This window comes from Amycolatopsis jejuensis, assembly GCF_000717335.1.
In the GTDB taxonomy this organism is placed as follows: Bacteria; Actinomycetota; Actinomycetes; order Mycobacteriales; family Pseudonocardiaceae; genus Amycolatopsis; species Amycolatopsis jejuensis.
Genome location: NZ_JNYZ01000012.1, coordinates 235,207 through 248,169, shown reverse-complemented (window position 1 = coordinate 248,169; position 12,963 = coordinate 235,207). Strand labels below are relative to the sequence as shown.

15 protein-coding genes are annotated in these 12,963 nt (G+C 70.3%); 6 read left to right on the top strand and 9 right to left on the bottom strand.

All coding sequences use genetic code 11. From position 1 onward, the window contains the following. Positions 1-77 precede the first annotated feature (77 nt). The 7 genes from OO71_RS18620 to OO71_RS18590 form a co-directional block, all read right to left on the bottom strand. Complete coding sequence (locus tag OO71_RS18620; protein ID WP_033291057.1) at positions 78-827, bottom strand: phosphoglyceromutase; 750 nt, start codon at positions 825-827, stop codon at positions 78-80. Between the two features lie 421 nt (positions 828-1,248). Then, positions 1,249-2,091: a DUF4349 domain-containing protein gene (locus tag OO71_RS18615; RefSeq protein ID WP_051791692.1), complete on the bottom strand. Its 843-nt coding sequence runs from the start codon at positions 2,089-2,091 to the stop codon at positions 1,249-1,251. A 66-nt stretch (positions 2,092-2,157) separates the two neighbouring features. Continuing rightward, the gene (locus OO71_RS18610; protein WP_033291056.1) at positions 2,158-2,670 is read right to left on the bottom strand and encodes a type III secretion system chaperone family protein; all 513 of its coding nucleotides are present in this window, start codon (positions 2,668-2,670) and stop codon (positions 2,158-2,160) included. Next, positions 2,667-3,956, bottom strand: a complete 1,290-nt coding sequence (gene mshA / locus OO71_RS18605) for a D-inositol-3-phosphate glycosyltransferase (protein ID WP_033291307.1) — start codon at positions 3,954-3,956, stop codon at positions 2,667-2,669. The genes OO71_RS18610 and mshA overlap by 4 nt, the downstream gene beginning before the upstream one ends. Before the next feature lie 25 nt (positions 3,957-3,981). Continuing rightward, positions 3,982-4,800: an alpha/beta fold hydrolase gene (locus OO71_RS18600; RefSeq protein WP_033291055.1), complete on the bottom strand. Its 819-nt coding sequence runs from the start codon at positions 4,798-4,800 to the stop codon at positions 3,982-3,984. 22 nt (positions 4,801-4,822) lie between these two features. Beyond that, complete coding sequence (locus OO71_RS18595) at positions 4,823-6,007, bottom strand: L,D-transpeptidase (RefSeq protein WP_033291054.1); 1,185 nt, start codon at positions 6,005-6,007, stop codon at positions 4,823-4,825. A 138-nt stretch (positions 6,008-6,145) separates the two neighbouring features. Further along, on the bottom strand, positions 6,146-7,192 hold the full coding sequence (locus OO71_RS18590) for a UDP-N-acetylmuramate dehydrogenase (protein WP_033291053.1): 1,047 nt from the start codon (positions 7,190-7,192) through the stop codon (positions 6,146-6,148). Between the two features lie 25 nt (positions 7,193-7,217). Here OO71_RS18590 and OO71_RS18585 point away from each other — a divergent pair, with 25 nt between their 5' ends. From OO71_RS18585 to OO71_RS18560, 6 genes are all read left to right on the top strand, one after another. Further along, positions 7,218-7,718, top strand: coding sequence for a DUF2505 domain-containing protein (locus OO71_RS18585; protein ID WP_033291052.1), 501 nt, complete (start codon positions 7,218-7,220; stop codon positions 7,716-7,718). Further along, positions 7,697-8,497: a hypothetical protein gene (locus OO71_RS18580; protein ID WP_033291051.1), complete on the top strand. Its 801-nt coding sequence runs from the start codon at positions 7,697-7,699 to the stop codon at positions 8,495-8,497. The genes OO71_RS18585 and OO71_RS18580 overlap by 22 nt, the downstream gene beginning before the upstream one ends. A 69-nt stretch (positions 8,498-8,566) precedes the next feature. Next, entirely contained in the window at positions 8,567-9,352 is a 786-nt protein-coding gene (locus OO71_RS18575; protein ID WP_033291306.1) for a DedA family protein, read from the top strand. Then, complete coding sequence (locus OO71_RS18570; RefSeq protein ID WP_342669937.1) at positions 9,255-9,860, top strand: maleylpyruvate isomerase family mycothiol-dependent enzyme; 606 nt, start codon at positions 9,255-9,257, stop codon at positions 9,858-9,860. Before OO71_RS18575 ends, OO71_RS18570 begins: the two co-directional genes overlap by 98 nt. A 62-nt stretch (positions 9,861-9,922) precedes the next feature. Next, the gene (purU, locus tag OO71_RS18565; protein ID WP_033291050.1) at positions 9,923-10,795 is read left to right on the top strand and encodes a formyltetrahydrofolate deformylase; all 873 of its coding nucleotides are present in this window, start codon (positions 9,923-9,925) and stop codon (positions 10,793-10,795) included. 16 nt (positions 10,796-10,811) lie between these two features. Further along, complete coding sequence (locus OO71_RS18560) at positions 10,812-11,471, top strand: haloacid dehalogenase type II (protein WP_033291049.1); 660 nt, start codon at positions 10,812-10,814, stop codon at positions 11,469-11,471. Here OO71_RS18560 and OO71_RS18555 read toward each other — a convergent pair. Together OO71_RS18555 and OO71_RS18550 are read right to left on the bottom strand one after the other, a co-directional pair. Then, positions 11,461-12,474 carry an NADP-dependent oxidoreductase gene (locus OO71_RS18555; RefSeq protein ID WP_033291048.1) on the bottom strand — a complete coding sequence of 338 codons (1,014 nt, stop codon included), beginning with the start codon at positions 12,472-12,474 and terminating at the stop codon, positions 11,461-11,463. The two genes, OO71_RS18560 and OO71_RS18555, sit on opposite strands and share 11 nt — an antisense overlap. Before the next feature lie 41 nt (positions 12,475-12,515). Next, a complete protein-coding gene (locus OO71_RS18550) occupies positions 12,516-12,950 on the bottom strand; it encodes an SRPBCC family protein (RefSeq protein WP_033291047.1) in 435 nt (144 codons plus the stop codon). Positions 12,951-12,963 lie beyond the last annotated feature (13 nt).

The window sequence follows — 12,963 nt, the reverse complement described above, 5'->3', positions numbered from 1 at the left end:
GAATCCACCCCGGCACAAAACCACCCACGAGCCCCGCCCAAGCCTCAGCCACCCGAGCCAAAGCGCGAATCAGCAGGTCAGCGACCCTGATTCGCCACCGCAGCAGCGGCTTCCTTCGCCGCCTCCGGGTCCAGGTACTCGCCACCGGGACGGACCGGCTTCAGCTCGGCCGTCAGGTCGTAGCGCAGCGGGATTCCGGTCGGGATGTTCAGCCCCGCGATGTCGTCGTCGGAAATCCCGTCCACGTGTTTCACCAGTGCGCGCAGGGAGTTGCCGTGGGCGGCGACCAGTACCGTGCGGCCCGCGCGCAGGTCGGGGACGATTGCCGACTCCCAGTACGGCAGCAGGCGGGCCACCACGTCCTTCAGGCATTCCGTCAGTGGTGCCTGGTCGCCCAGGTCGGCGTACCGTGCGTCGCCTGCCTGGCTGTACTCGTCCTTCGGGTCGATGGACGGCGGCGGCGTGTCGTACGAGCGGCGCCAGAGCATGAACTGCTCCTCACCGAACTCGTCCAGCGTCTGCTTCTTGTTCTTGCCCTGCAGCGCGCCGTAGTGCCGCTCGTTGAGGCGCCAGTCGCGCTTCACCGGGATCCAGTGCCGGTCGGCGGCGTCGAGTGCGATGTTCGCCGTGCTGATCGCCCGCCGCAGCAGTGACGTGTGCACGATGTCCGGCAGCAGACCCGTCTCCGCGAGCAGCTGCCCGCCTTGCCGGGCTTCGCGCTCGCCGGTCTCCGAAAGAGGCACGTCCACCCAGCCGGTGAACAGGTTTTCCGCGTTCCACGTGCTCTGCCCGTGCCGCAGCAGCACCAGCGTCCCAAGTTCGGCCATGGCCCACAGCCTGCCAGAGCGCACCGGACCGGCGAGTGGTGCATACCGCACGTCTACGCAGAGTGCGCTACCCCACGCCCGCTCCATCACCCGGAGACCGTGCAGACCGCCAACAAGCTGGCAAAAGGGTGCAAGGCGATGCACACCGTTATCCCAGTCGGTGAAGTTCACACGAACGGAGTAACCAGTAGTCTTGTGATTACAGGTCGATATCTGACAGGTTGGGCATGTCCCGCTCAGCCGGAATCCACGCACTCCCCGGCTGATTGCGGGCTGTGACCGCGGCTCGTCTCCCCCCTGCCGAGCCGCGGCCCGCCGGCCCCGTTGGCATCCCCCTCGTCACCGGGTCCACAGTGGCGGGACTTCAGCGGGGCGGCTCGAGATCGCGACTCCCCCCTCCCTCGAGCCGTCCCGCCTGTCCTCACTCCGCGGGCCGGGCGCGGCGCCGTCGCCGCAGCAGCCACACCGCCACGCCGGCCGGTACCCCGAACACCACCGCGAACGGCAGCAGCACGCCCAGCACCCGCAGCAGCCCGCCCAGGAACGCGACGAACGCAGCCCAGCCACCGGCAAGCCCGGACAGGAATCCCCCGTCCTCGGCAGGCGCGGCAGCGACCCGGCTCACCGACAACGTCACACTCGCCATCGCGACCTGCCCGGCCAGCGACTGCTGTTGCCGCTCCAGCGACTCCAGCGCCGCTTCCCGGCTGGTCAGCTCCCCCTCCACAGACGCGATCTCGGACACCGACTGCGCCTTCGCCAGCAACGCCCGCATCCGGTCGACGCTCGCGCGCTGGGTCGCCAGCCGCGCGTCCACGTCGACCACCTGCGCGGTCACGTCCTGCGCGCTCACCTCGCGTTTGGTCACCTGGCCGAGCCCCGCGAGCTGGTCGAGCACGCCGTCGAGCTTCTCGGCGGGGACGGACAGCGTGAGCGTCGCGGATTCGTCTGTGGTTGTCTCCTGCCCGGGATACCCACCGGCGCCGGTCGCGATCGTGCGCGCGTGGGACACGATGTCGCCGGGTTTCGGCGTGGTCAGCTGTATCCGGGCACTACGCGCCAGTTTACGATCTTTTACCGCCGGTTGTTGCGCCGCGCCTTCCTTCTGCGCAGGCGCGGGTCCGGGGGCCGCTCCTCGTGCCCCGCCTTCGGCCGGTGCCGCGGAATCCGCCGACATCGGCATCGCCGACTCACTTCCGCTGCTGCACCCCGCCAACAGCACCAGCAATGCACCCGCGAGCGCCCATCTCCATCGAGACCGCATCTACGTCTCCCTCCAGTCGTTGGCGGTGAGACGAGACGACGCGTCAGCGCGGTTGCATGCCCTCGGTCACGACTCGGTCAAGCCGGGCTCGTGGTCCTGCGCCGGTTCCGCGAGATGTTTGAACGCCTGGAGGTTCGCGAGCGATTCGCCCCGCGACACGCGCCAGTCCCACTCGCGCTTGATCGACGTCGCGAACCCGATTTCCAGTAGCGGGTTGAAATCCCCGTCGGCGGCTTCTAGCACCTGGCCGAGAATCTTGTCCAATTCGGACTCGGTGACGGTTTCCTTGCCGAAGCGGCCGACCAGATAAATGTCCCCGAGACTGTCCACTGTGTAGTGCACGCCGTAGAGCCGGGCGTTGCGCTGCAACAGGAATCGGTACACGTCCTCGTGCCGTTCGTCCGGGCGGCGGCACACGAACGCCTCTACCGAGAAGGCGTGGTCGCCGTCCACGAGCCAGCAGTTCGTCTGCAGCTTCTTGGTTCCCGGCAACGTCACGAAGTACCGGCCCTCGCCGCGGCGGTCGTACTTGATCCCCCCGGCGTCCAAAGTGGACTTGATGACCGCATCCAGGCTCACACCGCCACCTCCGCACGCAGTTCCAGCGCCTGCCGGAACGCGCTGGTCGCCTGAGCATAGATGTCCAGCAGCGAATCCGTGGTGCGCCGCCAGGAAAACCGCTGCGCATGCCGTACCGCGTTCTCCGCCAGTTCCGCCCGGCGCTCCGGCCGAAGCGCGACCGCGGCCAGCGCGTCAGCCCACTCCGCCGCGCCATGCGACGGCACCAGCAGCCCGGACACGCCGTGCGGCACCGCAACCGGCAACCCGCCGACCTCAGCAGCCACCACCGGCGTGCCACACGCCTGCGCTTCGAGCGCGACCAGACCGAAAGACTCGTTGTAACTCGGCACCGCGACGACGTCAGCCGCGCGGAACACCGTACGCAGCTTTCGCCCCGGCTGCGGCGGCAAAAACCGGACCTGCCCGGCAATGCCCAGCGAATCGGCCAGCTCCCGCAAGGCTTGCGGCTGTTCGAGCCCCGTTCCGGACGGCCCGCCGACCACCAGCACCACGAGCCGCGCCGCCAATTCCGGACGACGCCGCAGCATTTCCGCCGCGGCGTGCAGCAACACGTCCGGCGCCTTGAGCGGCTGGATCCGCCCGGCAAAAGCGAGCACGACGGCGTCCGCGGGCAGATGCAGCTCGCGTCGCGCGTCGAGCTGCGAGCCCGGCGTGAAGCGGTCGAGATCGACCCCCGGCGGCACGGCGTGCACCGCATGCGGCGAAGCGCCGTACAGGTCCACCAGCTGCCGAGCCTCGACCTGCGTGTTCGCCACGAGGCAATCCGCCTCGGCGACGACCTGCTCCTCGCCCATCACCCGCGTGCGCGGCTCGGGCTTGTCGCCATCGGCCAGCAGCGAGTTCTTGACCTTGGCCAGCGTGTGCGCGGTGTGCACGAGCGGCACGCCCCACCGGTCGCGGGCCAGCCAGCCGACCTGCCCGGACAGCCAGTAGTGCGAGTGGATCAGGTCGTAGTACCCCGGCTCGTGGAAGGCCTCGGCCCGCAGCACGCCGGAGGTGAACGCGCACAGCTGCGCGGGCAGCTCGTCCCGCGCCAGCGGTTCGAACGGCCCGGCGGGCACGTGCCGCACGGTGACCCCGGGCGCCAGCTCGGCCAGCGGCGGCTGCTCCGACGACGTCGCGCGGGTGAAGACCTCGACCTCGACGCCGCGGCGGGCCATCTCCTGCGCGGTCTGGCTCACGTACACGTTCATCCCGCCGGCGTCGCCGGTACCCGGCTGCTCGAGCGGGGAAGTGTGCACGGACAGAACCGCGATCCGGCGCGGCTGCGCCCGGAATCCCATCAGGGTCACGTGGTCACTACTCCTGCTACTCGGCTGCTTCCCCGGAGAACCGCCGCAGCAGGGAGTTGAATTCCCCCGGCTCCTCGACGAACGGCAGATGCCCGGCCTCAACGAACCAACGCAGGACGGCCCCCGGAATCTTCCCGGCCGAATACTCGGCCACCGAGGGATCGACCACACCGTCGGCCGAGCCGTGCACCACCAGTACCGGTTTGTCCACCGCGGCGAGCACGTCGGCACTGCCGACATCCCGCCGGAACAGGGCGCCGCGGACCACCGGCGGCACCGACAGCGAGTGCCCGAGCATGGCCTGCGCGTACGCCCCGGGTACCCGCCTGGCCTGCGCGCGGGTGAACTCGACCAGCGCGGGGATCGCGACCTCGGCGTCGTCGGACAGCGCCGCAGGCAGCGCGGCCCGCATGACCGGACCGGTACGGCCGCCCTCCCGGCCACGGCCGATCTCGGTGATCGCCCCCACGAGCACGATTCCGCCGAGCCGTGCGGTGCCGTGCTCCCGAAGGTAGTCGGCAATCACCAGGCCGCCGTAGGACCAGCCGACCAGGATCGCGTCCGGTCCGGCGAAATCCAGCACCGCCGCGAGGTCGCCCGCCCACTGCTGCGGATCGTCGTAGCCACCGGCGGGGACGTCGGACGCGCCATGCCCTCGCAGGTCCATCGCGACCAGCCGGAAGCGCTCGGACAGCGCCGGGTCGGCCAGCTGCGCCGACCAGGCGGCCGCGGACTGGGCCCAGCCGTGCACGAAGACGATCGGACGCGCGTTCTCGGCACCTTCGACGCGCAACGCGATGCGCACGCCGTCGGCGCCGACCACTTCGGTGTTCACGATGTCATTTACTAGCAGAAATTCACTTGACGGCCGAGAGCGTCTTCCAGGTGGGCCAGTCGTAGAACCAGTCCTTGACATCCGAGGCGGTGGGGCTCGGCAGCTGTGAACCGGTGACCTCGACCGGGTCGCCGACCATCGCGGAGTCGAAGTAGCTCTTGGCGTCCGCGTCGAGCAGGTTGACGCAGCCGTGCGAGTTGTTCGTCTTGCCGATTGCCGCAGCGTTGTCCTGGTTCTCGTGGATGTACTCGCCGTGGTTGGAGAACCGGCAGGCCCACTTCTTGTTGACGTTGGTGTAGCCGTAGCGGGCGTTGTCGAACACCGCGGTCGGCTCCTTCGACATGATGATGAAGGTGCCGTTCGGCGTGTTGCGGTTCACATCGGAATCCAGCCCGTTGGAGCAGGGGTAGCTCGCGGCCTCCGCCCCGCCGCGGTAGACCTTCATCACGTGGTCGGGGGTGTGCACCTTCACCACCTGGTTACGGCCGACGGTGAACTTGGTGCTGACGTCCGACTTGCCGAATGCGCCGTCGCCGAGGTCCACGCCGTACAGGTTCGCCTCGACCTCGACGGTGGTGTTGGCGGGCCAGTACTCCTTCGGCCGCCAGTCGACCTGCGTCGCGGACAGCCAGCCCCAAGCCCCCTCGACGTTCGAGCTGGTCTTCACCTTCAACGCCTTCTCGACGGCCACCCGGTCCTTCGGTGCGCCGTTCGGGAACTTCACGCTGATCGGCATCGCGACGCCGACCTCCGCGCGGTCGGCCGGGTTGAGCGTGGCCCGCAGCTGCTTTGCCGGGCTGATCGTGGTGAACGACCCCTTGAGCTCGGCCGGCCGCTGGTCGGTGCCGAGGGCTTTGGCCGCGTAGGTGTACGTCTTGCCGTAGCCGAGGGGTTCGGAGCTGGTCCACGAGGTGCCGTCGCCGGACAGCTCACCCTTGATCGCGCCGCCGCCCTCGTTCGCGACCTTGACCTCGGTGAGCTTGCCTTCGGTGACCTTCACCACGACCGGGTCACGCACGCCCGCGTCCTTGGCGCCCGCGGCCGGGGTGGCAGTGAGCTTCGCCACCGGAGGCACCGGACTGCCGCCGTTGTCCCCGCTTCCGCCGAGCGGAAACGCCTTGCCGTCGGTGGTGCCCGAACACGCGGCCACCAGTGTCGCCGCCCCCGCGGCGACGACGGCCTTGAACACCGTACGGCGCTCGATCACGGTCCCTACCTCCCGTTGGTCCCCCGAACCCGCCCCTCCACGCACTCAGCGCCGGTGAGCGACTCGACGTTACCTGCGAACCGGAAAATCCACTCCGTCCGGGAAGACGTTTCACCCCGGCCTGCGGTTGCCGACACCTCAGAGTGAACAGTTCACCAGCAGCGGTTCGGGGTGCAGGCGCACGCCGAACCGGGCCTCGACGCCGTCGCGGACTTCCCTGGCCAGGGCGAGCAGGTCCGCCGTGCTGGCGGCACCACGGTTGGTGAGCGCGAGGGTGTGCTTGGTGGACAAGGAAACGCGGCCGCCAGGACCGGGGTACCCCTTGCCGAAGCCGGCCCGTTCGATGAGCCACGCGGCGGACAGCTTCACCCCGCCGTCGGCCGGGTACTGCGGGACCTTCCCGCCGGTCGATTCCGCGATGTTCGTGAGGGTGTCCTCCCGGACGATCGGATTCGTGAAGAACGACCCGGCGCTCCAGGTGTCGTGGTCGGCCGGGTCGAGCACCATGCCCTTGCCGCGACGCAGCCCGAGCACGGCCTCGCGGCCCTGCGCGGCGGGGACTTTCGCATCGGTCTCGACCCCGAGGGTGCGCGCCAGTTCGGCGTAACGGATGGGCGCGGACGCGCCGCTCGGGTCGATCCGGAACCGCACGCTGAGCACGACCCCGCGGTCGGTGCCTTTGAGCACACTGGTGCGGTAGGCGAAGCCGAGCTCGTCGGCCTTGACCGTACGTACTTCGCGGGCCGAACGGTCGTAAAGCTCAACGGAGACAATCGATTCGGCCACTTCGCAGCCGTACGCGCCGACGTTCTGGATCGGCGTCGCGCCGACCGAGCCGGGGATGCCGGAGAGGCATTCGAGGCCGCCGAGACCGTGGTCGACCAGTTCGGCGACGAACGTGTCCCACTCCTGTCCGGCGGCCACGTCGACAATGTCGCCGTCGCGGGTCCAGCCGGTGTTCGCGATCTGCACGAGGGTCCCCGCGAAGCCGTCGTCGCCGACGACGAGGTTCGATCCGCCGCCGAGCAGCAGTACGGGCTCACCGGTGTCGTCCGCGCTGCGCACGGCAGCGACCAGGTCCGCACTGGTGGCGGCCGTGACGAGACGGCGCACCGGTCCGCCGAGCCGGAGGGTGGTGTACTCGGCGAGGCGGACGGCCGGGCCAGGCGTTTCAGCGGTGTTCACGGCGTCTAACGGTACTGTCCGGTCCATGGGTTCCCGGATCGAGCACCGCGGCGAGTTCAATGGCTCGCTTGCGGACGTTTTCGCCGCGGTCGCGGGCGAGGAGGCACTGCGGGCGCGGCTGACGGCGCTCGGCGGTGACGACGCGAAGCTCCTCGCCTACTCCGCCGAGGGCGATTCCGTGCGGTACGAGCTGCAGCACGGCATCAAGGCGGCGCGCCTGCCGCAAGCCGTGCGGGCACTGCACAAGGGCGACATCATGGTCCGCCGTGCGCAGAGCTGGCAGCGGTCCGGCGACGGGTACACCGGCCGGACCGACGTCGGCGTCGGCGGGGTACCGGGCGAGATCGGGGCGGACACGTCGTTGGCACCGCAGGGGGCGCAGGCCGTATTCCGGGTTTCGGGCGAGGTTGTCGTGCGGATTCCGTTGTTCGGCGGCCGGATCGAGGAGTTCGTCGCCGAGCAGGTGACGAACCTGCTGCGGCACGAGGACGAGTTCACCGCGCAGTGGCTGGCCGAGCGCGGCTGAGCCCGGTGGGCGCCCCGACGCGGGGCACCACCAACCCCAACCGGCTGCGGCGGGTCGACCGCTGGCTTGCGAGCGACCCGGCCGTCACGCGGCTGCTGCGGCGGAGCGAGGCTCCCCTGGTCGTCGATCTCGGGTACGGCGCGTCGCCGGTCACGACGGTCGAGCTGGCCCGCTGGCTGGCCCGGGTGCGGCCGGACGTCCGCGTGCTCGGCCTCGAACTCGACCCGGACCGCGTCGCCGCCGCCCGCCGGGCCGCCGATCCACCCCGGCTCGACTTCCGCCGCGGCGGTTTCGAGCTCGCCGGTACCCGGCCGGTGCTCGTGCGGGCGTTCAACGTGCTCCGGCAATACGCCGAGGACGAGGTTCGCGGCGCGTGGCAGCTGATGCTCGACGCGATGCCGCCCGAAGGCCTGCTGGTGGAAGGCACCTGCGACGAGATCGGGCGGCTCGCCACGTGGGTCACCGTGGGGGCTGCTGGTCCGGTGTCGCTCACGCTGTCGATGCGGCTCGCCGGGCTCGACCGTCCGTCCACTGTGGCCGAACGATTGCCGAAAATCCTCATTCACCGCAACGTTCCCGGCGAACGCGTGCACACTCTGTTGTCCACTTTGGACGAATACTGGGCCGCGGCCGCACCACACCGCGCCTTCGGCGTGCGGGCTCGCTGGACGACCGCGGTCACCATGCTCGCCGACCGCGGGTGGCCGCTGCGGGGTAACCCGGACCGGTGGCGGCTCGGGGAACTGACCGTGCCGTGGGACAGCGTCGCGCCCCGCTGAACCCACCTGTTCACCATGCGCACCCCGCTGGGTCACCCACTGGTGACCTTCAGTGATCACGATGAGCGGGTGGAGTTACTGGACCAGGTCATCGAGCTGATCCGGGACACGCTCGACTCGCCGTGGCTGTGGGTCCTCGTGTTCGTGATCGCCGGGCTCGACGCGCTGCTGCCGTTCATGCCGAGCGAGACGACCGTGGTCACCGTGGCCGTGCTCGTCGGACCGGACCCGGGGCGGCTCGCGCTGCTGGTCGCCGTCTCCGCGGCCGGTGCCTGGGCGGGCGACTGCCTCGGGTACGCCGTCGGTCGCGCGGCCGGACCGCGCGCCGTCGCCCGGCTGCAGCGGGAGCCGTCGGGGCGGCAGCGGTACGAATGGGCCCTCGCGCAGGTCCATCGTCAAGCACCGCTGCTGATCATCGCCGCGCGGTACCTGCCCGGCGGCCGCGTCGCGAGCGCGCTGGCCAACGGCAGCCTCGGGTACCCGCTGCGCCGCTTCATGCCGCTCGACGCCGCGGGCGCGACGCTGTGGTCGATCTACAGCGTGCTGATCGGCCTCGTCGGCGGCGCCGCGTTCGCCGACCGTCCGGTCTACGGCCTGCTGCTGTCGTTCCTGCTCGGGTTGCTGCTGGTGGTGGTCATCGAGTTCGTCCGGCGCCGGGTACGGTCGGCGCGTGGACACGGCACAGCTGCGGGAAGCGTTCGACATCAACGGCGACCGGCTCAAAGCCGCGGTGCTGGCCGCCGGGCCGGACGCGCGGATCCGCACGGGTCCGAAGTGGACAGTGCAGGACCTGGTGACGCATCTGACGGCAGTGCTCTCGTACACGGTCGCGGCGATCACGGACCGCACAGCTGAGCCGCGTCCGCCTGCCGACGACTGGCCCGACGCACTCGGCCGCCTGGACGGCGAACGCCTTGCCGTCCGCGAGGCCCTGCGGCGCCCGGCCGACAGCCCACTCCGCTCGCCGTTCTCGCACGGCGGCCCGATCACCGTCGGCGACTGGGTACGCAGGCAGGCCCACGAGTTCGCCGTCCACCGGCTCGATGCGGAAAGCGCCCTGCCGACCCCACCCGAGACCCGGTATCCGGCTGGCTTCGCCGAGGACGGCATCGACGAGTTCCTCGCCTTCCTGCTCCCCCGCCGCGGCACGGCCGACCGGGCTGGGGTGGTCGCCGTGCACACGCCCGGCCGCGAATGGACCGTCGTCCTGCGCCCCGGCGAACCGCCGACACTGGGCGAAGGCACCCCGGACCTCACGCTCAGCGGCCCGGCCGACGACGTCTACCGGGCGCTGTGGGGCCGCCCGAACCAGGCGGTGCGCACTGGGGATCTCGCGCTGGCGGAGCCCATCGCAGCGCCCTGACCACCCGGCCCTCACCCACTGGCCGGAGCCCCTCGCAGCGCCCTGACCAGCGGGCGGAGAGAATGGCGGGCGTGTCAGATCCCCAGCGTTACGTGCTCACCTTCGGCTGCCCCGACCGCACCGGCATCATCGCCCGCATTTCGGGCTTCCTCGCCGACCACGGCGGGATGATCGTCGAGGCGGCCTACCACACCGACCCCGACTCCGGCTGGTTCTTCACCCGCCAGGTCGTCCGCGCCGATTCGCTGCCCTTCGACGCCGCGGGACTGCGCGACCGGTTCACCGCGGTGGCCGACGAGTTGTCGACGGAGTCGAGCTGGCAGGTACTCGACACCGGCGAGCGGCCGCGCGCGGTCGTGCTGGTGTCGAAGGCCGGGCATTGCCTGTACGACCTGCTGGGCCGCGTCGCGTCCGGTGAGCTGGACGTCGAGATCTCCGCGGTGATCGGCAACCACCTCGCGCTCGCGGACATCACTCGCGCGCACGGCATCCCGTTCCACCACGTCCCGTTTCCCTCGGGCGGCAAGGCAGCCGCGTTCGCCGAGGTGCGCAAGCTGGTGGAGGAGCACGATCCGCACGCGGTCGTGCTGGCGCGGTTCATGCAGGTGCTGCCCGCCGAGCTGTGCGAGGCGTGGGCCGGGCGCGCGCTGAACATCCACCACAGCTTCCTGCCGTCGTTCGTCGGCGCGCGGCCGTACCACCAGGCGCACACGCGCGGGGTCAAGATCGTCGGCGCGACCTGCCACTACGTCACCGCGGACCTCGACGCCGGGCCGATCATCGAACAGGATGTGATCCGCGTGGACCACGGCGATTCGGTGGAGGACATGGTGCGCAAGGGACGCGACATCGAGAAGGTGACGCTCGCCCGCGGCCTGCGCTGGCACCTCGAAGGCCGCGTCCTGGTGCACGGAAACCGTACGGTGGTGCTCTGACCCAGCTGGAGGCCGGATGCTCTGCGTGTTCGACGTCAACGAGACGCTGCTGGACCTCAGCGCGCTCGACCCGCTGTTCACGCAGCTGACCGGCGCCCCGGCGGCCCGCCGCGAGTGGTTCGCGCTCGCGATCCACACCGCGATCACCGTGACGGCGACCGGCGGGTACCGGGATTTCGCCCAGATCGCGGGCCAGGCCGCGGCGGCCGTGTGCGCGCAGTACGGCCACGAACTGACCGACGCCGAGCTCGCGCGGGTCGGCGCCGGGCTGCGTTCCCTGCCTGCGCATGCCGACGTCGTACCTGCGCTGGATCGGTTGCGCCAGGCCGGACACCAGGTCGTCGCGCTCACCAATTCACCGCTCGCGACGGCCGAGGCGCAGCTGCACAACGCTGGCGTGGCAACGAAATTCGACCGGATCTTCTCTGCGCAGCAGGTGAGTCGGCTCAAGCCCGCGGGCGAGCCTTATCGACAGGTGCTGCGTGCGTATGCCGCCGAACCCGAGCAGGCGGTGATGATCGCCGCGCACGGCTGGGACATCGCCGGTGCGCAGGCTGCCGGGCTCCGGACCGCGCTGCTCACGCGGCCCGGCGTGCAGCCGTTGCCGGGAAGCCCAGCCGCCACGTACACCGCGGCGACCCTGCCGCTGCTGGCCGAGGAGATCGTCAGGAACTGATGCGTACCAACATCTTTCCGGTGTTGGCGCCACTCAGCAGACCCAGCAGGGCGTCCGGCGCATTACGGATTCCGTCCACAAAGGTCTCGGAGTACTTGATCTCCCCGGCCGCCACGAGCGGGGTGACCTCGGCGAGGAACTGGTCGCGCAAATGCCAATGGTCGAGCACCAGCATGCCGCGCAAGGTGATCCGCCGGGCGATCAGCTGCATGAGGTTGCGTGGCGCCGGGTTCGGCTCGGTGGCGTTGTACTGCGAGATCATGCCGCACGCGGCAATCCGGCCGTGCAGGTTCATCGACCCGATCGCGGCCTCCAGGTGTTCACCGCCGACGTTGTCGAAGTACACCTCGATGCCCTCCGGCGCGGCAGCGGCCAGCTGCTCGGCGACCGGGCCGTCCTTGTAGTTGAAGGCGGCGTCGAAACCGAGTTCTTCGGTGAGGTACCGGACTTTCTCCGCGGAACCGGCACTGCCGATCACCCGCTTCGCGCCCTTGAGCCGCGCCAGCTGCCCGACCAGCGACCCGACCGCACCCGCCGCGCCGGACACGAAAACCGTGTCCCCCGCCGTGAACTCCGCGCTCACCAGCAGCCCGGAATACGCGGTGAGACCCGGCATCCCGAGCACGCCGAGGTACGTGGACAGCGGCGCGGCCGAACCGTCCACTTTGGCCACTCGCTTCGGCTCCAGCACGGCATGCGTGCGCCAGCCACTCTGGTGCAGCACGTGGTCGCCGGGCGCGAAGCCGTCCACAGTGGACTCGACGACCTCGCCGATCGCCCCGCCCTGCATGGCCTCGCCCACCGCGAACGGCGGCGCGTAGGACTTCACGTCGTTCATCCGGCCGCGCATCGCCGGGTCGACGCTCATCAGCAGGTTGCGCACCAGCAGCTGCCCTGGCTCCGGCGAAGGCACCGCGGTGTCGACGATCTCGAAGTTGTCATGCGTCGGCACGCCATGCGGGCGGGCCGCGAGCCGGATTTCGGTCGCCGTCGGTGCGTTCACCCTTGAACTCCGTTCGTAGCGTCAGTTTCCCCGGCCGGGTGCTACACGATCTCCGCAAGCTTGCCGAGCACGCCGTCGTAGATCTTCTTGAGCCCGCCCGGCGCGAAGGTCTTCTCGAAGAACCCGCCGACGCCACCCGCGCCGTCCCAGCTGGTCTGGATGCGCACGAGCGAGCGCTCGCCGGCCGCCGCGACCGTCCAGGTGGTGACCAGGCTCGAGTTCGCATCGGTCTCGACCAGCGTGCCGGGAGCCGGCTCGGTGACCGTGGCCGCGACGTCGCGTACCCGCTTCGACGTGGCCTGCAGCTTCCAGCTGGCCTTGGTGCCCGCCCCGACGCCACCCTCGCTGACCTCGTAGTCGCGGTAGTGCTCGGTGAGCAGCTTCGGCCGGGTCTCGGCGTAGTCCGCGACCAGCTCACGCACCCTGTCCACCGGCGCGTCGATCGTGCGCTCCGAGGTGGCCGTGACCTTTCCCATGGGGCTCTCCTTA

Bases quoted from the DNA above. Each gene is read 5' to 3' on its own strand.
- OO71_RS18585 (WP_033291052.1), top strand. From the start codon at position 7,218: ATGGGTTCCCGGATCGAGCACCGCGGCGAGTTCAATGGCTCGCTTGCG.
- mshA (WP_033291307.1), bottom strand. From the start codon at position 3,956: ATGGGATTCCGGGCGCAGCCGCGCCGGATCGCGGTTCTGTCCGTGCAC.
- OO71_RS18550 (WP_033291047.1), bottom strand. From the start codon at position 12,950: ATGGGAAAGGTCACGGCCACCTCGGAGCGCACGATCGACGCGCCGGTG.
- OO71_RS18615 (WP_051791692.1), bottom strand. From the start codon at position 2,091: ATGCGGTCTCGATGGAGATGGGCGCTCGCGGGTGCATTGCTGGTGCTG.
- OO71_RS18560 (WP_033291049.1), top strand. From the start codon at position 10,812: ATGCTCTGCGTGTTCGACGTCAACGAGACGCTGCTGGACCTCAGCGCG.
- purU (WP_033291050.1), top strand. From the start codon at position 9,923: ATGGCGGGCGTGTCAGATCCCCAGCGTTACGTGCTCACCTTCGGCTGC.
- OO71_RS18620 (WP_033291057.1), bottom strand. From the start codon at position 827: ATGGCCGAACTTGGGACGCTGGTGCTGCTGCGGCACGGGCAGAGCACG.